Origin of the sequence: Caulobacter mirabilis (assembly GCF_002749615.1) — a bacterium.
GTDB lineage: Bacteria > Pseudomonadota > Alphaproteobacteria > Caulobacterales > Caulobacteraceae > Caulobacter > Caulobacter mirabilis.
This window is the reverse complement of record NZ_CP024201.1, coordinates 4,193,218-4,211,696: the sequence shown is the minus strand read 5'-3', so window position 1 is coordinate 4,211,696 and position 18,479 is coordinate 4,193,218. Positions and strand designations below refer to the sequence as shown.

Here is an 18,479-nt window from a genome sequence, read left to right as displayed (position 1 = left end):
GCGTAGGTCGATGAACGTGGGCTTGGCTAGCGGCTCTTGCGGATCGGCCGCTCAGGCGGCGCGCGGCGAGGTCCCGTCGAGACCTCGCCGTCGCGGGATCAGGCCTGCATCGTCCAGCCTTCGACGCCCATGGCCGCCTGGCGCAGGGCCTCGGAGCGGGTCGGGTGCGGGTGGCAGGTGCGGGCGACGTCTTCCGACGCGCCGGCGAACTCCATGGCCACGCAGTATTCGGCGATCATGTCGCCGACGTTGGGGCCGACCATGTGCGCGCCCAGGATGCGGTCGGTCTTGGCGTCGGCCAGCACCTTCACGAAGCCCTCGGTCTCGTGATTGATCTTGGCGCGGCTGTTGGCCATGAACGGGAACTTGCCGACCTTGTAGGCGACGCCCGCGGCCTTCAGCTCCTCTTCGGTCTTGCCGACCGTGGCCACTTCCGGCTTGGTGTAGATGACGCCCGGAATGATGTCGTAGTTGATGTGGCCGGCCTTGCCCGCGATCAGCTCGATGGCGGCCACGGCCTCGTCCTCGGCCTTGTGGGCCAGCATCGGGCCGGTGGTCACGTCGCCGACGACCCAGACGCCCGGAGCGGTGGTCTTGTGGTGGTCGTTGCCGATCACGCCGCGCTTGTCGGTCTCGACGCCGACTGTCTCCAGGCCAAGGCCCTGGGTGTAGGGGCGGCGGCCGATGGCGACCAGGACGTAGTCGGCCTTGAGGGTCTCGGCCGCGCCGCCGGCGACCGGCTCGACGGTCAGCTCAACGCCCTTGCCGGTGGTCTTCGCGCCGGTGACCTTGCTGCCCAGCTTGAACTGGAAGCCCTGCTTGGTCAGCGCGCGCTGGAAGGTCTTGGCGACCTCCTCGTCCGTGCCCGGGATGATGCGGTCCAGGAACTCGACGACGGTGACTTCGGCGCCCAGCCGACGCCAGACCGAGCCCAGCTCCAGGCCGATGACGCCAGCGCCGATGACGATCAGCGACTTGGGAACTTCCGGCAGCGACAGGGCGCCGGTGGAGTCGACGATGCGCTTGTTGTCGACCTCGACGCCCGGCAGCGGGGTCGGCTCCGAGCCGGTGGCGATGACGATGTTCTTGGCTTCATGGGTGGTCTCGGAGCCGTCCGCGGCCTTCACCACCACCTTGCCGGGTCCGTCGATGCGGCCCCAGCCCTTCAGCCATTCGACCTTGTTCTTCTTGAACAGGAACTCGATGCCCTTGGTCAGGGCGGTCACGCTCTCGGCCTTCTGGGCCATCATCTGTTCGAGGTTCAGCTTGGGCTTCACCTCGATGCCGAGCTTGGCGAACTCGCCGCCGGCCGCGGCCTCATAGAACTCCGACGCATGCAGCAGCGCCTTCGACGGCATGCAGCCCACGTTCAGGCAGGTGCCGCCCAGGGTCTCGCGCCCTTCGACGCAGGCGACCTTCAGGCCCAGCTGGCCGGCGCGGATCGCCGCGTTGTAGCCGCCGGGGCCGCCCCCGATGATGACGACGTCGTACTGAGCCATGGGAATAAGCCGCTTTCTCTCGATGCAGTCCGGTATATGGGGGCGCGGGCGCGTCCTCGCGAGGCGGTTTAAGGCGTCAGGTCCCTAGGTCAACACAAGAGACCCCGAAAACGGGTTTGAACGCCCGGTTCTCACGCCTTGGCGCGCCTTCGGCTGAACAGGAACAGCAGGATGACCAGCGCGCCGCCCTCGACCTTGAGCAGGGTCAGCAGCGCCTCGCCTTCGGCCGGCGTGTAGGCGACGCCCCAGAGCGACAGGCCCCTGTGGAGCCAGCTCACCCCGTCGACGGCCAGGGCCAGGACGGCGACCCAGACCGCGCCCAGCGGATAGCGGCCGGCCATGCTCAGCGCGACGAACCGGATCAGCGCCGCGGCCGCGACCACGGCGATCGGCTGCCACAGCCAGGCGGAGGCGGCCGGCGCCAGCCATCGCTCGGGTTCGAGCTCCCCGATCCACGGGATGAGGTGAACGCCCTCGTAGATCAGGAGCCTGGCGTCCTCCGCCGACAAGGCGCTGCCGATCAGGGCAAGGTGGGGCGCCGCGTGGAAGAACAGGGCGGCGAGGATGACGGCGGTCGCCGGCCAGCGCTTCCAGGGGACGGCGAGCGGGGCCTGCTGGAGGTCGAACCGAGGCGGCCGGCGCGAAGCCCTGGCTGGGCGGGTCTTGCCCTGCGCCGGTCGACTCCGCGGCGCGACATCGACGATCCCGGCGGTTCGGCGCGGGCCTGTGCCGAGGTCGAGGTCGAGGTCGCGGGCTCGGGCGCGAGGCCATGACCACCGCCAGCGGCGAGGCGGGCCGGAGACGATGTTGCGATCGTCGTCGATCATCGGGCGCGGTTCAGACAGGATTGAAGAAGATGTTGGCGATCATCAGGACCACGCCGCCCACGACGGCCAGCAGCGCGCCGGCGATGATCATGCCGGACAGCAGTTCGGCGAAGGGGCGGCTGTTGCGGCCGCGACCCGTGGCCAGCCAGCCGGCCGCCGGGCCCAGCGTCAGGCCCAGGCCCATGGCCAGGGCGCGCCGCCCGTTCGATAGCGGCTCGATCGGCTCGTAGGGTTCGAACTCGTCGTTGTAGGGCGGCGGTCCGCTCAGCAGCGCCAGGGTGTCGAGCAGATCTTCCTCGGCGACGCTGAGGCGGAAACCGCCGAGCGCCTTCTGCTCCAGCCAGAACACGCTGCCGTAGTGAACGTCGGACACGGCCGGATCGATGCCGGCCGAGCGCAGCAGCGAGGCGGCGACCTGCGCCTCGGACAGGGTATGGAATCTCGCGGCTTCGACCAGCGCCATGTCGCCTCCCGGATCGCCACCATCGCGCGAACCCGTCGACCGGGAAAGCCCGCGTGCGCTTTCGGTCGCGGCCGGCCCCGGCTAGTAGGGTTCTCCGACAAGACATGGGGAAGACGCATGGGGTTTCACAAGGCGCTCGCGGTCGCGTTGGGTCTGGCCGTGGTCGCAGGGGCTGGCGGCGTCCAGGCTCAGACCACGCCGGTGGCGCAAGGCCGGCCGGTCGTCATCGGCCAGTCCTATGCGCTGGAGTCGAAGATCCTGGGCGAGACCCGGCGGTTCAACGTCCGGCTGCCCGCAGGTTACGACGCGGCCAAAGGGACCTATCGCGTGCTCTACCTGCTGGACGGCGGAGAGCGGGAGGACTTCCCCCATATCGCCGGCCTGATGCAGCTGTGCGGCCTGGTCGGGACCTGCGAGGAGATGATCGTGGTCGGGATCGAGGGGACCGACCGCCGCCGTGACATGACCTATCCGTCGAAGGATCCCGAGGACCTGAAGATGGCCCCGACCAGCGGCGGCTCGGAGCGGTTTCGTCGCTTCATCGCCGAGGAGCTCCAACCCTTGGTGACGGCGAGATACGGCGCCGGCAAGTCGACCCTCATGGGCGAATCGCTGGCCGGGCTGTTCGTGGTCGAGACCTTCCTCCGCACGCCGGGACTGTTCGACGACTACATCGCGATCAGCCCCAGCGTCTGGTGGGACAGGAACTCCCTGACCGACGGCGCATCGGCGCTGCTGGCCGCCCAGCCGGCCGGGGAACGCCGCCTGTACCTGACCATCGCCGACGAGGGGCGCGAGATGCAGACCGGCGTTGACGACCTGGTCGCGGCGCTGAAGGCCAAGACCCCGGCGGGGCTGACCTGGACCTATGCGCCGATGTCCGGCGAGACTCACGCGACCATCTACCATCCGGCGGCGCTGGCGGCCTTCCGCAAGCTCTACGCCCCGCCGCCCGAGGCGAAGTAGCCGAAGAAAAACCCGCGTCCTGGGCAGGGCGCGGGTTTCTTGATCCTAAGCCGAATATCCCGGCCTTCGCCGGGACGCTCGGATAGGAGGCTCGCCCGCTAGGGCAGCGGCTGAGCCGCGCCGTAGCGACGGCCGAGGTAGCGCAGGATGGCCTTCTCGTCGGAGATGAAGGTCAGGCCGCCCGCCGTCTCGATCCCCTCGCCCTCGGCGGGCTCGGCCAGGATCAGCAGCGGCAGGCCCTGATGCGCCTCGCCGACCAGATCGACGACCGGCCGCCGGGGCCGCGGAAACGGCACATAGGCGACCTCCAGCTGCTCCCGGACGTGCGGGAAGGCCGCGAGAAAGCCCTCGACCATGGCGCAGGGCGGACAGAACCAGCCCCGGCCGAGGTCGTCCTCCAGCGCCGGGTTCTCGAACCCGGTCGCCGGAAGCAGGAACAGTCGGTCCTTCAAGCCCTAGAGGTCCAGCAGCAGGCGCTGCGGGTCCTCGATGTACTCCTTCACCTTGACCAGGAAGGTCACGGCGCCCTGGCCGTCGACCACGCGGTGGTCGTAGCTGAGGGCGAGGTACATCATCGGGCGGGCGACGATCTGGCCGTTCACGACCATCGGACGTTCCTTGATGGCGTGCATGCCCAGGATGCCCGACTGCGGCGCGTTCAGGATCGGCGTCGACATCAGCGAGCCGTAGATGCCGCCGTTGGTGATCGAGAAGGTGCCGCCCTGCAGGTCTTCCAGGGCCAGCTGGCCGTCGCGGGCCTTCTTGCCCAGGCCGCCGATGGTCTTCTCGATCTCGGCCAGGTTCAGGGCGTCGGCGTCACGGACGACCGGCACGACCAGGCCCTTCTCGGTGCCGACCGCGATGCCGATGTCATAGTGGTTCTTGTAGACCAGGGTGTCGCCGTCGATCTCGGCGTTGACCGCCGGGATGTCCTTCAGCGCCGCGATGCAGGCCTTCACGAAGAAGGACATGAAGCCCAGCTTCACGCCGTGGCGCTTCTCGAACACGTCCTTGTATTGGTTGCGCAGGGCCATGACCGCCGTCATGTCGACCTCGTTGAAGGTCGTCAGCATGGCGGCCGTGTTCTGGGCCTCCTTCAGGCGGCGGGCGATGGTCTGACGCAGACGCGTCATCTTCACCCGCTCTTCGCGCTCGTGGATCGGACGCGGCGCGGCCGGGGTCGGAGCGGGCGCCGGCGCCGAGGCGCGGGCTTCCAGGGCGGCCAGGGCGTCGCCCTTGGTGATGCGGCCATCCTTGCCGGTGCCGGCGACGGAGGCCGGGTTCAGGCCGGTCTCGGTCACGATGCGCTGCACCGACGGAGCCAGCTGCTCCGGGGCGGCCTTGGCGGGCGCCGGGGCGGCGGCGGCCGGCGCGGGGGCCGGTTCAGCCTTCGGCGCGGGAGCCGGAGCAGCGGCGGCGGGCGCGGCCGAGGCCGCGGCGCCGGCGGCGACGACGCCGAGCAGCGCGCCCGGCTCGACCGTGGCGCCGTCGGCGGCGGCGATGCTTTCCAGCACGCCGTCGGCCGGCGAGGCCACTTCCAGGCTCACCTTGTCGGTTTCCAGCTCGACGAGGATTTCGTCCTTCTTGACCGCCTCGCCCGGCTTCTTGGTCCAGCGGGCGACCGTCGCTTCCGTGACGGATTCGCCCAGGGCGGGGGTCATGATGTCGGCCATCGGTCCGGTCTCTTCTTTCGTTCGTACGGTTCTAAGCCTGGGATGCGTCGCTTACGCGAACGCCTCGGTCAGGAAGTTTTCGAGTTCTTTGAGGTGGCGGCTCATCAGGCCGGCGGCCGTGGACGCCGAGGCCGGGCGGCCGACGTAGCGGGCGCGCTTGGCCTTCACGTCCATGCGGTCCAGGGTCAGCTCCAGCCACGGGTCGACGAAGGTCCAGCCGCCCATGTTCTTCGGCTCTTCCTGGCACCAGACCAGCTCGGCGTTCTTGAAGCGGTTCAGCACCTGGCTGACCGACTTCAGCGGCCACGGATAGAACTGCTCCAGACGCAGGATGTAGACGTCGTCCCGGCCGGTCTTGGCGCGCTGGTCGACCAGGTCGAAGTAGACCTTGCCCGAGCACATGATGACGCGCTTGATCTCGGCGTCCGGCTTCAGGGTGATCCCGCCGACGTCGCAGCCCGCCTCGGCGCCGTCCACCATCACGCGGTGGAAGCTGGAGCCGTCGGCCATGTCGCTGAGGTTGCTGACCGCCTTCTTGTGACGCAGCAGGCTCTTGGGCGTCATGATGACGAGCGGCTTGCGGAACTCGCGATGCACCTGGCGGCGCAGGGCATGGAAGTAGTTCGCCGGCGTCGAGCAGTTGACGATCTGCATGTTGTCTTCGGCGCACGACTGCAGGAAGCGCTCGAGGCGCGCGGAGCTGTGCTCCGGTCCCTGGCCCTCGTAGCCGTGCGGCAGCAGCATCACCAGGCCGCTCATGCGGAGCCACTTGCGCTCGCCCGAGCTGATGAACTGGTCGATGACCACCTGGGCGCCGTTCACGAAGTCGCCGAACTGGGCTTCCCAGAGCGTCAGGGTATTCGGGTCGGCCAGCGAGAAGCCATACTCGAAGCCCAGCACCGCCTCTTCCGACAGCGCCGAGTCGATGACCTCGTAGTTGGCCTGGCCCGGACGGATGTTGTTGAGGGGCGTGTAGTGCTCCTCGTTGGTCTGGTCGATCAGGTCCGAGTGGCGCTGGGTGAAGGTGCCGCGCACGCTGTCCTGGCCGGACAGGCGAACGGGGAAGCCCTCGTCGAGCAGGGTGGCGAAAGCCAGGTGCTCGGCGGTGCCCCAGTCGAGCCCTTCGCCGGCCTCGATGGCGGCCCGGCGGGCGTCGATCACGCGGCGGACGGTCTTGTGCACGTCGACGCCGGCCGGGATCGTGGTGATCTTCAGGCCCAGGTCGACCAGCTTCTGCATCGCGACGCTGGTCTTGCCGCGGCGCTCTTCGTCGCCGGGCAGGGCCAGGCCCTTCCACTTGCCGTCCAGCCAGTCGGCCTTGTTGGCCTTGTAGCTCTTGCCGGCGTCGAACTCGGCGTCGAGGAAGGCGGCGAACTCGTCGACCCAGCCGTCGCCCTCGGCCTGGGTGATCACGCCTTCGCCGATCAGGCGGTTGGCGTAGATCTCGCGGGTCGAGAGCTGATCCTTGATGCGGGCGTACATCAGCGGCGACGTCATCGTCGGATCGTCGCCTTCGTTGTGGCCGAACCGCCGGTAGCAGAACATGTCGATGACGACGTCCTTGCCGAACTGCTGGCGGTATTCGGTGGCGACCTTGGCCGAGAAGGTGACGGCCTCGGGGTCGTCGCCGTTCACATGGAAGATCGGCGCCTCGACCATCAGCGCGACGTCCGACGGGTACGGGCTGGTCCGGCTGTAGGCCGGGGCGGTGGTGAAGCCGATCTGGTTGTTGACGATGAAGTGGATCGTTCCGCCGACGCGGTAGCCCTTCACGCCGGAGATGGCGAAGCACTCGGCCACGACGCCCTGGCCCGCGAACGCGGCGTCGCCGTGCAGCAGCAGCGGCAACACGTGCCCGCGGCCGGCGTCCGGCGTCTCACGCAGGGTGAAGGCCTGTTTGGCGCGCGCCTTGCCCAGGACGACCGGGTTGACGATCTCCAGGTGCGAGGGGTTGGCGGTCAGCGACAGGTGGACGCTGTTGTCGTCGAACGACCGGTCCGACGAGGCGCCCATGTGGTACTTCACGTCGCCCGAGCCCTCGATGTCCGAGGGGACCGACGAGCCGCCTTGGAATTCGTGGAAGATGACGTGGTAGGGCTTGCCCATCACGGCGGCGAGCACGTTCAGGCGACCACGGTGCGGCATGCCCAGGACGATGTCCTTCACGCCCAGCGCGCCGCCGCGCTTGATGATCTGTTCCATGGCCGGGACCATGGCCTCGCCGCCGTCCAGGCCGAAGCGCTTGGTGCCGGGGAAGCGCTTGTGCAGGAAGCGCTCGAAGCCTTCGGCCTCGATCAGCTTCTTCAGGATGGCGATCTTGCCTTCCTTGGAGAAGTTGATCTCCTTGTCGCGGCCCTCGATCCGCTCCTGCAGCCACGCCTTCTCCTTCGGATCGGAGATGTGCATGTACTGGATGCCGATCGTGCCGCAGTAGGTGCGGCGCAGGATGACCAGGATCTCGCGCAGGGTGGCCGTCTCCAGGCCCAGCACGTAGTCGAGGAAGATCGGGCGGTCGTAGTCGGCCTCGGTGAAGCCGTAGGTCGCCGGGTCCAGCTCGGTGGCGTCGCCCGGCGGCGTGGTCATGCCGAGCGGGTCGAGGTTGGCCCGTAGGTGGCCGCGCATCCGGTAGGCCCGGATCATCATGATCGCGCGCAGGCTGTCGAGCGTGGCGGCGCGGACGTCGGCCGGGGCCGCGGTCGGCTGCTTGGCCTCGATGGTCTTGCCGAGCTTGGCTTCGACCGCCGGCCACAGGCCGTCGATGGCCGAGAGCCAGTCGGGCCGTTGGGCCGGAACCTGATTGGGCGTCCAGGCCGGCTTGGCGGCGGCCTTCTTCACCTCATCGGCGCGGTCTTGCAGGGAAGCGAAGAAGCTGGCCCACGAGGGGTCGACCGAGCCCGGATTTTCCGCCCATCTGGCGTAGAGATCTTCCACGAAGCCGGCGTTCGCGCCGTACAGGAAGGAAGTTTCGGTCAAAACCTGGTTGATGATGCCTGCGTCGTCCGCCATCGCTCTCGCGCCTTGCCGCCCACACGGCGGCTTACCGTCGGGTCGTAAATATAGTCTCTCGCGCCCGGCTTCTTAGAGGAAACCGGCCCCCTTGGCGCATAAAATTGAGCCCGAACGTCATGCGTTCGGGCTCTGGATGGTCAGTTTTAGCCCTTGAGCACTTCAAGGAGCGTCTCGCCGAGCCTCGCCGGCGAGGGCGAGACCCGGATGCCGGCCGCTTCCATCGCGGCGATCTTGTCTTCCGCGCCGCCCTTGCCGCCCGACACGATCGCGCCGGCGTGGCCCATATGGCGTCCCGGAGGCGCCGTGCGGCCGGCGATGAAGCCGACCATCGGCTTCTTGCGGCCGCGCTTGGCCTCGTCCTTCAGGAACTGGGCGGCGTCCTCTTCGGCGCTGCCGCCGATCTCGCCGATCATGACGATCGACTTGGTCGCCTCGTCGGCCAGGAACATCTCCAGGACGTCGATGAACTCGGTGCCCTTGACCGGGTCGCCGCCGATGCCGACCGCGGTGGTCTGGCCCAGGCCCGCGTTGGTGGTCTGGAACACGGCTTCGTAGGTCAGGGTGCCCGAGCGCGAGACGACGCCCACCGAACCCTTCGAGAAGATCGAGCCCGGCATGATGCCGATCTTGCACTCGCCCGGCGTCAGGACGCCCGGGCAGTTCGGACCGATCAGGCGCGACTTGGAGCCGGCCAGGGCCTTCTTCACCTTGACCATGTCCAGCACCGGGATGCCCTCGGTGATGCAGACGATCAGCGGGATTTCGGCGTCGATGGCTTCCAGGATCGAGTCGGCCGCGAACGGCGGCGGGACGTAGATCACCGAGGCGTCGGCGCCGGTGGCTTCCTTGGCTTCGCCGACCGTGTCGAACACGGGCAGGCCGATGTGCGTCTGGCCGCCTTTGCCGGGCGTGACGCCGCCGACCATCTTGGTGCCGTAGGCGATGGCCTGCTCAGTGTGGAACGTGCCCTGGGCGCCGGTGATGCCCTGGCAGATGACCTTGGTGTTGGAACCGATAAGAACCGACATTAGCGGGCGCCCTTCACGGCGGCGACGATCTTCTCAGCGCCGTCCGACAGATCGTTGGCGGCGATGACGTTCAGGCCGCTTTCGTTGATGATCTTCTTGCCCAGCTCGACGTTGGTGCCTTCCAGGCGAACCACGAGCGGAACCTTCAGACCGACTTCCTTGACGGCCTCCACCACGCCCTCGGCGATGATGTCGCAGCGCATGATGCCGCCGAAGATGTTGACCAGGATGCCCTTCACGGCCGGATCGGCGGTGATGATCTTGAAGGCCGCGGTGACCTTCTCCTTGCTGGCGCCGCCGCCGACATCGAGGAAGTTGGCCGGCTCGGCGCCGTACAGCTTGATGATGTCCATGGTGGCCATGGCCAGGCCGGCGCCGTTGACCATGCAGCCGATCTCGCCGTCCAGGGCGATGTAGGCCAGGTCGTACTTGCTGGCCTCGATCTCCTTGGGGTCCTCTTCCGTCTCGTCGCGCAGTTCGCGGATGTCGGCGTGACGGAACAGGCTGTTGCCGTCGAACGAGACCTTGGCGTCCAGGACGCGCAGGTGGTCGTCGCCCGTGACGATCAGCGGGTTGACCTCCAGCATCGACATGTCCTTGGCCAGGAACGCCGTGTAGAGCTGGGTCAGCAGCGAGGCCGCTTCCTTGGCCAGGCCGCCGGTCAGGCCCAGGGCCTTGGCCAGCGCGCGCTGGTGGGTCGGCCACACGCCGGTGGCGGGGTCGATGGAGAAGGTGTGGATCTTCTCGGGCGTGTCGTGAGCCACGTCCTCGATGTTCATGCCGCCTTCGGTCGAGGCCACGACCGAAACCTGCGAGGTTTCGCGGTCGACGAGCAGCGACAGGTAGAATTCCTTGGCGATGTCGGCGCCTTCCTCGATGTAGAGGCGGTTCACCTGCTTGCCCTTCGGACCGGTCTGGTGGGTCACCAGCACGCGGCCGAGCATCTCCTCGGCGTTGGCGCGGACGTCCTCGACCGACTTGACGACGCGGACGCCGCCCTTGCTGTCGGGGCCCAGGCCTTCGAAGCGGCCCTTGCCGCGGCCGCCGGCGTGGATCTGGCTCTTCACCACGAAGACGGGGGTGCCGAGCTTCTCGGCCGCGCTCGCGGCCTCGTCGGGGGTGAAGGCGGCAAAGCCGCGGGGAACGGGGACGCCGAATTCGGCCAGGACGGCCTTGGCCTGATGCTCGTGGATATTCATCGCGCTCTTGGGTCTCGCGGATGCCGGGGAAAGTGGCCCGCGATCGCGGGTCGGGGCGGGTTATAGGCGCGCGCCCTCGCGTCACGCAACCCGACGGCCGCAATAGGAAAAAAGAACCCCGCCATGTGAATGGCGGGGTTCGATCGTTGCCAGGTTTCCGCGAACGGAAGGCAGCCTGTCCTAGTACTTCGCGGTCAGGCGCAGAGTGAAGGTCCGCGGCGCGCCGTAGTAGGCGGTGCGGATGTTGCCGACCGACGAGAATTCCTGGGCGTCGACCTTGTAGACCTCGTCGCTCAGGTTCTGGCCGTACAGGCCCGCCGAGTAACGGCGGTCGGCGTCTTCCCAGACCACGCGGGCGTCGAACAGCCAGACATTGTCGTCCCACATGCCCGGATACCGAACGCCGGTCGTCGTGGTGTTGTCGACGGCGAGCGCGATCTCGGAGCGGTACTTGGCTTGGGCCCCGACGGTCAGGCGGCCCGAGCCGCCCAGATCCCACTCGTACTGGGCGCCGTAGCGGGCGGTCCATTTCGGGGTGAAGGCCGGTTGCTGGAACGAGCGGTCGCCGCCCGGGAAGCGGGTGTCGTCGAAGTCCTCGTACTTGGCGTTCAGCAGGCCGAGCTGGGCGTCGAGCAGCAGGCCCGGGATCGGACGCGCCGCGACTTCCAGTTCGGCGCCCTCGGTCTTCATGCCGCCGGCGTTGATCACCGTCAGCTCGGGGCTGGGCAGGTTGGTGCCGGGGTCGACCACGGTGCCGGAGACCCGCGCCTGGAAGTCCTCGTAGTCGTTGTGGAAGACCGTGAAGTTGAGCAGGTAGCGGCCGCCGTCCCAGGTCGTCTTCACGCCGGCTTCGTAGCTCTTGGCGATCTCGGGGCTGTAGGGCGCCTGCTCGCCGGGGTTGTTGGCGCGGCCGTTGAAGCCGCCCGACTTGAAGCCCTCGGAGTAGCGGGCGTAGGCCATGATGTTACTGGTCGCCTGCCAGCGGACGTTCAGCATCGGCGAGGTGTTGTTCCAGGCCTTGTTCAGGCCCTTGAACGCGAACGCCGGGTTGGCGGTGAAGGTCGGGTTGTTCGAGAAGGTCGAGGTCGACCGCGAGTAGGTCTTCTCCTCGTCGGTGTAGCGCAGGCCGCCGGTGATCTGGATGGCGTCGGTCAGGTCGTAGCTGACGTTGACGTAGGCCGCCTTGCTGGTGGTCTCCAGGTCGTCGTCGATCGTGCGCAGGAAGGTCGCCTTGCCGACCGGGCCGGTCGGGAACGGGTTGGGCAGCATGCCCAGCACGTCGTCGCCGAAGGCCCTCTGGTGCGAGACGATGTTCTCCTTCAGCCAGTAGACGCCGCCGACCACGGTCCAGGCGCCCTGGTCGTAGGTCAGCTGGAACTCCTGGCTGGTCTGGTCCTGGTCGACGCCGACGTAGACATCGCCCAGCGCCAACTCGGTCGCGTCGATGTCGATATAGTCGCGGGTCTTCAGGTTCCGGTAGGCGGTGATCGACTTCAGCGTCAGGGCGTCGGTGATGTTCCAGCTCACCGTGCCGCCGAAGCCGTAGTGGGTCAGCTTGGTCGAGTTGGGCAGGCCCGGCGTGGTGCGGGTCTTGAAGTCGTACTTCGGCGGGACGGCCGGCAGCGTCTTCAGCGGCACGCCGAACAGGGTGGTCAGGCTGCTGGTCGCCTGGCCGACGGCCATGGCCGCGTCGTCCTGGCTGTAGTCGGCCGACAGGTCGACGCGGACGTCGTCGGTCGGGGTCCAGGCCAACTGCGTGCGCAGGGCCCAGGTGTCCTTGTCGTTGTACTCGGCGCCAGTGACCGGATCCTCGACGTAGCCGTCGCGCTTGGACAGCAGGGCCGAGACGCCCAGGGCCAGGGTGTCGCTGACCGGGCCGGAGACGCCGCCCTTCACTTCCAGCTGGTTGTAGCTGCCGAACGCCACGGCCGCGTTGGCGCGGAAGTCCTGGCCGGGCTTGCGGGTGACGACCTTCAGCGCGCCGCCGATGGTGTTCTTGCCGTACAGGGTGCCCTGCGGTCCGCGCAGGACCTCGATCCGCTCCAGGTCGAACAGGTCGAACTGGGTGCCCCGGATCCGGCTGTAGTAGACGTCGTCGATGTAGACGCCGATGGCCGGGTCGAAGGTCTGCAGTGCGTCGGGCTGGCCGATGCCGCGGATGAAGATGTTGGTCGCGTTGCTCGAGCCGCGGCCCTGCGACAGGTTCATGTTCGGCACCGCGCCCTGCAGGCCGGTGATGTCCGCCGCCTGCACGCGGTCGAGGGCGCGCTCGTTGAACGCCGAGACGGCGCCCGGCACGGTCTGCAGGGTTTCCTCGGTGCGGCGGGCGGTGACCACGATCGCGCCGACTTCGGTCTCGCCCGCGGGGGCGGCGTCCTGAGCGGCGGCGACGGCCACGCCCGCGCTCCAGGCGGCCCCGGCCAGCAGGGCGGCCTTCCACATCGTCCTCATCTTGCTTTCCTCCCGAGCGGTCCGTTGCCCGGACCGTCAAAGTTCCAAATTCACCAGAACGCGAATTGTGGCGACCATCGGCGAACCGCGTCGCGCGCGAAAGAGGCGCGATCCTCGAACGGCGCTATTTTTCACTGAGTGATGAATTGGCGCCACATGGGGCGGCGCGCCCGCCGGGCGGTCAGATACGGGGGCGTCGGACGACCGCCTCGAAGCCCGCGGCGCAGTAGGCGTAGAGCCGTTGCCGGGCGGCGTCGAGGTCGCTGGAATGGCACTGGCCGTCCGACAGCTGATCGATCCGGCCGGTCTCCGACACGGTCAGCATCATCGAGCCGGTCAGGAACTGGTAGCACCAGTAGAGGTCGGGCAGCTCGGCGTCGGGCAGAGCGCGCTTGAGGGTCTCGACCAGCTGGTGGACCACGGGATCGAAGAAACGGTGCATGGTCTCGCCGCCCCAGGCCGGTGTGTTGTTCACCTGGGCGACCAGGGCGCAGTAGTTCTTCCAGCCCTGGCCGCCGCTGTGGGCGCGCTCGATCAGCGGGTCGACGAAGGCGGCAATGATCCCTTCCGCGGTCATGGTCCCGGGATGGGCGGCCTCGTAGGCGGTCATCGCCTCGGCGCGGTCGCGGTTGAGGATCTCGGCCCGGCGCAGCAGCACCGCGTCGAACAGCTCGCGCTTGGCGCCGAAGTAGTAGTGGATCAGGGCGGTGTCGACGCCGGCCTCGGAGGCGACCTGGCGGGTGGTGACGCCGTAGAAGCCGTGCCGCGCGAACAGTCCCTCGGCCGAGTCGAGGATCGCCTCCTTGAGGTCGACCCCGACCGATTTCGAGGGGCGGCCGCGGCCGCCGGTGCGGCCTTTGGGCTTGGCGGTGGTCATCACGCGCGCATCCTGACGGACCGGCAGAGAACGCCGGTCACGCCCCGATAGCCCTGCGTCGCGGCCGATAGCAACAGGCCTCAGCCGAACAGCAGCCGCCACATCAGCCGCCCAGGCACGAAGGCGAAGCCGCCGGCGATCAATGCTCCGCCGACGAACAGTCCCGTCATCGCCCGGCGATGGATCTCGATCCGATGCTTCCGCGCGGCGTAGATCGCGGCCGGCAGCGAGACCAGGGTCCAGCCGCTGAGCAGGTGGATCAGCGACCATACGTCGCCGTTGATGCCGACGATGAAGAGCGAGCTGCCGGCGGTGATCATCATCAAGATCGTCCAGATCCAGCCTGCGGTCCGGTGCAGCCGATCGCCCTTGCGCAGCGACAGGATGATCCCGCCCAGGGCGACCATGGCCAGGGCGGCCAGGATGTGGACCTGGATCACCCAGGGCTGGGCCGCGAACAGGGCGAGATCGGGGGCGTGCAGACGGCTCGTCTTGGCCAGGGCGATGATCTGCGGTCCGGCGTAGAGGGCCAGGGCGATGGCCGCCGCGGCGACCAGGGCCCAGCCGGCCAGGCGGCTGGCCGGGCGGATGCGGGACGGGGTGGCGGCCATGGTCGTCAGGCCTTCGCGAACACGCCGTGGAAGGTCATCGGCAGGGCCTGATCGACCGCCCAGCTGACGAGGGGGCCATCGCCGACGCGGCGCGCGTCGAGGACGTGCAGCTCGGTGCGCCTGGCGGCGATGTTGATGGTCGTGCCGACCAGCCAGCCGTCGAACTCGCCCGAGCCGCCGGGACGGGGGACGAAGACCGCCTCCTCGGTGATCTGGTCGGCGCCGAAGTCGAACGACTCGGTCCGGCCGCGCCGCCAGTCGGTGACGGCCACGGCGCGCAGCTCGGGATGGTTGGGCGAGCCCTTGGTCAGGTGGACGGTGCGGTCGCGACCCAGGCCGGCGAAGCGCGGATCGGTGCGGGGGAACTCGCCGACCACGCCGGGACGATCGAGGTCCACCCGGCCGTCGGGGCGCAGGCTGATCAGGACCATCTGGCTGTCGGCGCCGTTGACCTTGCGCCCCTGGACGAGCGCGGAGGCTCCCTCGATCGCGAAGGACGGATCCTTGTCGATGGCGGCGTCGAAGCGGATCGTCCCGTCCCGATCGCTCCAGGCGTCGCCCAGGTGGAAGAAGAACAGCGGCGGCGCCTCGAACTCGCGGCGCTTGGAGAAGTCGTCCTTGTCGACCACCAGGATCCGCGTGCCGAGCTCCGGCTTCCAGTCGTAGCTGCGCACCACCGGGGCGACGAACCGCGCCTGCACCCAGGGCTGCAGCACGATCACCAGATGCCGGTCTGTGGCGGTGAAGTCGTGGATGTAGCTGGGCCGGCCCAGGTCGATCATGTCGGCCGCTTCCAGCGCGCCGCCCGGCGACAGGCGCCAGACCAGGGCCTTGCGGCCGGAGACGCCAAGGTTCCAGACGCGGCCGTTCGGCTCGACGCGCGGATGGGCCAGGAAGGGCATGTGGGCCAGGTCGGGGCGCAGCGCCTTCGGGCCGCGGGTGGCCAGGGTGTCGGGATCCATGGCGAAGGGCGAGCCGGCTTCCCACAAGGCCCAGAGCTCGTCGCCCGCCATCAGCACCGAGGTGTTGGCGGCGCTGACGTCGTCGCTGTTGCCGACCACCGCGCCCTTGCCGGTGGAGGTGCCGAAGCCGGGCGTGACCACGGCGTCGGCCTTGGCGTCGACGCGGCGCTTGGGCGTATCGACGAACCGGGCCGCGAGGCTGGCCTGGCCGTCGCCGATGCGGAAGGCGCGCACCAGGCCGTCGCCGTCGAACCAGTGGCCGGCCGAGCCGCCCGGACGGCGGAACTTGGCCGGGCCGTTGCGGTACAGGACGCCGGTCAGATCGGCCGGCGCCCGGCCGTGCAGCTTGCGCAGCGCCTGGCGCGGCAGGCCGGCCTCGATATCGCGGACCATCAGGGTCCAGTCGCCGCCGCCCATGGCGGCCGCATGCAGGACGTCGGGATTGGCGGCGACGCCGGCGAGGGCGGCGGTCGTGGCGGCGAGGAAGTTGCGGCGGTTCATGGCGGGCTCCGGACAGGCGTGGGGCGGGCGCTGCGATCAGTCGATGGTGATGGCGTGGGCGGTTTCGCCGGGGCCGACCTCGAAGGCCGCATCGGCCCAGTCGGCCGGTCCGAAGGCGCCCCGGGCGTCGTTCGAGAAGGCGAAGGGCTCGGTCGGGATGCCGAAGGGGTTGGTCGCCATCTTCCCGTCGCCGTCGACGTCGTGGAACGCCTTCACGGCATAGCGGCCGGGCGCGAGGCCGGGCACGATCAGGGAGGCGCTGTCGCCGGTGACCGGCACGGCGAAGGTGGAGACCGCCTTGCCCTTGCCTTCGTAGCCGGCCTGGTCGGCGAACAGCTGGCCGCGGATCGCGCCGGTCGGCTGGGTGATCCCCTTGAAGGCGAGGGTCAGGGCGGCGACGGGCGCCTCCTGGGCCTGGGCGGCGCTGAGCGGCAGGGCGGCGTAGGCGGCGACCTGGACCGTCGCGATTGACAGGAACAGGGCGGCGGTCTTCATCGGGCGGGAGATCATCGGGAGCGGCCTTGCTGGCGGGTTGTCGATGACCGAGGGCTTATGGGGAGCCGCGAGACCGTGCAGCCGCCGATGCGTGACAAACCGACCGCCATTCGCGAAACGACGGGCGGCGCCGTTCGCGCTTCGTGGATGACCACGAGCCTGGCGCGTCGCCATTGGCGCGGCCTGGCGATCGCGGTGGCGGCCGGCGTCTTCATGGCTGTGGTCGGCGCGTTCGGCACCGGTCCTGCGCCGTTCTCATGGCGGCTCGGCTACTGGATCGTGATCATGCTGATCGGCGGCGCGGGCGGGGTCGTGGTCTCCGAGCTCGTCGATCGCGGCGGTCTGTTCGACGACCGACCCGTGCTGCAGGGCGTCGTCATCGCCACGGGCCTGACCATCCCGCTGACGCTGATCATCTGGTTCGTCACCAGAGGTCTTTTTCACGCTGGTCCGATGGAGATCGCGCACCTGCCCTACTTCCTCGGGCCGACCTTCATCGTCACGGCGGTGATGACCGCGCTGAACTACCTGGCCGAGCGCGAGCCGGCGGCGACCCACGCGGCTCCGGCCGGCGCCGCCCCGCCGCGTTTCCTCGATCGCCTGCCGCTGAAACTGCGGAGCGCCGAGCTCTACGCCGTCGAGGCCGAGGACCACTATCTGCGGCTTCACACCAGCAAGGGGCAGGATCTGATCCTGATGCGGCTGTCGGACGCGGTGGCCGAGCTGGAGGGGCTCGAAGGCGCCCAGGTCCACCGCTCGTGGTGGGTCGCCAAGGGGGCGGTGGCCGACGCCAAGCGGGGCGACGGCCGCGCGACCCTGACCCTGACCGACGGGGCGCAGGTCCCCGTCAGTCGGGCCTATGCGAAGGCTCTGCGCGAAGCCGGCTGGTTCTGAATCGGCGGCAGGCAGCCGGCGCCCTGTAGCGAGGCCTTCACCGCAACGTTGAGCGGGGTGCGCGGCTCGGCGCCGAGCAGGGCGACCAGGCGGCGGTTGTCGAGCCGGATCGGCGCCTGCCAGAGGTAGCGCATCTCCAGCATCTCCCGCAGGGTCTCGTTGAACGGCGCGGCGAGCCGCAGCGCCGTCCATGGCAGGGTCTTCACGGGCAGGTCCGGCCGGCCGACGGCGCGGGCGATCGCCTCGACCATCTGGCCGCCGTGCTCCAGCCAATGCCCCTCCATATGGAAGGTCGCGAAGGGGGCCAGGTCGTCGCCGAAGGCCAGCAGCCGGGCGGCGGTCTCCCCGACGTCGGGCAGGTAGGCCCAGGCATGGCCGATCTCCAGCGGGCCCGGATAGGTGACTGCGGCGACCGGCTTGCCGGCGGAGACGAGGCCTTGGCTGAACCAGTTGTTGCCGGGCCGAGGGCCGAAGAAGTCGCCGCAGCGCAGGACAAGGCTCGGGACGCCGATCTCGGCGGCGGCTTCCAGCCGCCGTTCCAGCTCGACCCGGATCCGGCCCTTTCGGGTGACCGGGGTCTGCGGCGAGGTCTCCTTCAGCAGCGGCAAGGCGTCCGGGCCGTAGTTGTAGATCGTTCCCGGCAGCACGATCCGGGCCCCGCCCGCCGCGGCCGCCGCATCGATGGTGTTGTCGATCATCGGCAGGACCAGGCCCGCCCAGTTGCGATAGCCGGGCGGGTTCACCGCATGCACGATCGTTGATGCGCCCTGGGCCGCCGCGACGACCGAAGCGCGGTCCATGGCGTCGCCCTTCACCCACTCGACCCCGGTCATGGCCGGCGCGGCCTCGGGGCGGCGGGCCAGGGCGCGGACGCGCCAGCCGTGGCGGATCAGCGCCCGCGTCATTTCCCCGCCCACGCCGCCGGTCGCACCCAGGACCAGGGCCGTCTTGTTCCCCGTGTTGTTCGTCTGCGTCGACATGGCCGACCTCCTCGTCTCTGATGATGGCAAGATGCGGCCTGCGA

At 69.1% G+C, this 18,479-nt stretch carries 16 protein-coding genes; 2 read left to right on the top strand and 14 right to left on the bottom strand.

The annotated features are described in order from the left end of the window. Positions 1–98 precede the first annotated feature (98 nt). From lpdA to CSW64_RS20010, 3 genes are all read right to left on the bottom strand, one after another. Positions 99–1,499: a dihydrolipoyl dehydrogenase gene (lpdA, locus tag CSW64_RS20020; RefSeq protein WP_099623754.1), complete on the bottom strand. Its 1,401-nt coding sequence runs from the start codon at positions 1,497–1,499 to the stop codon at positions 99–101. A gap of 131 nt (positions 1,500–1,630) precedes the next feature. Further along, entirely contained in the window at positions 1,631–2,326 is a 696-nt protein-coding gene (locus CSW64_RS20015; protein ID WP_099623753.1) for a hypothetical protein, read from the bottom strand. A gap of 10 nt (positions 2,327–2,336) precedes the next feature. Further along, positions 2,337–2,789 carry a hypothetical protein gene (locus CSW64_RS20010; protein WP_099623752.1) on the bottom strand — a complete coding sequence of 151 codons (453 nt, stop codon included), beginning with the start codon at positions 2,787–2,789 and terminating at the stop codon, positions 2,337–2,339. A gap of 117 nt (positions 2,790–2,906) precedes the next feature. Between CSW64_RS20010 and CSW64_RS20005 the strand changes: the two genes are divergently transcribed. After that, positions 2,907–3,755 carry an alpha/beta hydrolase gene (locus tag CSW64_RS20005; protein WP_099623751.1) on the top strand — a complete coding sequence of 283 codons (849 nt, stop codon included), beginning with the start codon at positions 2,907–2,909 and terminating at the stop codon, positions 3,753–3,755. A gap of 98 nt (positions 3,756–3,853) precedes the next feature. Here CSW64_RS20005 and CSW64_RS20000 read toward each other — a convergent pair whose 3' ends face one another. The 10 genes from CSW64_RS20000 to CSW64_RS19955 form a co-directional block, all read right to left on the bottom strand. Beyond that, positions 3,854–4,207, bottom strand: coding sequence for a DUF3088 family protein (locus CSW64_RS20000; protein WP_245863776.1), 354 nt, complete (start codon positions 4,205–4,207; stop codon positions 3,854–3,856). Between the two features lie 3 nt (positions 4,208–4,210). Continuing rightward, entirely contained in the window at positions 4,211–5,428 is a 1,218-nt protein-coding gene (odhB, locus tag CSW64_RS19995; protein WP_099623750.1) for a 2-oxoglutarate dehydrogenase complex dihydrolipoyllysine-residue succinyltransferase, read from the bottom strand. Between the two features lie 51 nt (positions 5,429–5,479). Next, positions 5,480–8,434: a 2-oxoglutarate dehydrogenase E1 component gene (locus CSW64_RS19990; protein WP_099623749.1), complete on the bottom strand. Its 2,955-nt coding sequence runs from the start codon at positions 8,432–8,434 to the stop codon at positions 5,480–5,482. Between the two features lie 146 nt (positions 8,435–8,580). Further along, a complete protein-coding gene (gene sucD / locus CSW64_RS19985) occupies positions 8,581–9,465 on the bottom strand; it encodes a succinate--CoA ligase subunit alpha (protein ID WP_099623748.1) in 885 nt (294 codons plus the stop codon). Then, positions 9,465–10,664: an ADP-forming succinate--CoA ligase subunit beta gene (sucC, locus tag CSW64_RS19980; RefSeq protein ID WP_099623747.1), complete on the bottom strand. Its 1,200-nt coding sequence runs from the start codon at positions 10,662–10,664 to the stop codon at positions 9,465–9,467. The genes sucD and sucC overlap by 1 nt, the downstream gene beginning before the upstream one ends. Positions 10,665–10,844: 180 nt before the next feature. Next, positions 10,845–13,115, bottom strand: coding sequence for a TonB-dependent receptor (locus tag CSW64_RS19975; protein WP_099623746.1), 2,271 nt, complete (start codon positions 13,113–13,115; stop codon positions 10,845–10,847). A gap of 181 nt (positions 13,116–13,296) precedes the next feature. Next, positions 13,297–13,992: a TetR/AcrR family transcriptional regulator gene (locus tag CSW64_RS19970; protein ID WP_099623745.1), complete on the bottom strand. Its 696-nt coding sequence runs from the start codon at positions 13,990–13,992 to the stop codon at positions 13,297–13,299. Between the two features lie 80 nt (positions 13,993–14,072). Then, a complete protein-coding gene (locus tag CSW64_RS19965) occupies positions 14,073–14,603 on the bottom strand; it encodes a DUF2306 domain-containing protein (RefSeq protein WP_099623744.1) in 531 nt (176 codons plus the stop codon). Positions 14,604–14,608: 5 nt separating this feature from the next. Beyond that, entirely contained in the window at positions 14,609–16,066 is a 1,458-nt protein-coding gene (locus tag CSW64_RS19960; RefSeq protein ID WP_099623743.1) for a carotenoid oxygenase family protein, read from the bottom strand. Positions 16,067–16,102: 36 nt separating this feature from the next. Further along, a complete protein-coding gene (locus CSW64_RS19955; protein ID WP_099624368.1) occupies positions 16,103–16,561 on the bottom strand; it encodes a DUF2141 domain-containing protein in 459 nt (152 codons plus the stop codon). An 87-nt stretch (positions 16,562–16,648) separates the two neighbouring features. Between CSW64_RS19955 and CSW64_RS19950 the strand changes: the two genes are divergently transcribed. Beyond that, the gene (locus tag CSW64_RS19950) at positions 16,649–17,455 is read left to right on the top strand and encodes a LytTR family DNA-binding domain-containing protein (RefSeq protein ID WP_099624367.1); all 807 of its coding nucleotides are present in this window, start codon (positions 16,649–16,651) and stop codon (positions 17,453–17,455) included. On the opposite strand, the gene CSW64_RS19945 is transcribed toward CSW64_RS19950, so the two are convergent. Then, entirely contained in the window at positions 17,419–18,435 is a 1,017-nt protein-coding gene (locus CSW64_RS19945) for an NAD(P)H-binding protein (RefSeq protein ID WP_099623742.1), read from the bottom strand. The genes CSW64_RS19950 and CSW64_RS19945 overlap by 37 nt on opposite strands. Positions 18,436–18,479 lie beyond the last annotated feature (44 nt).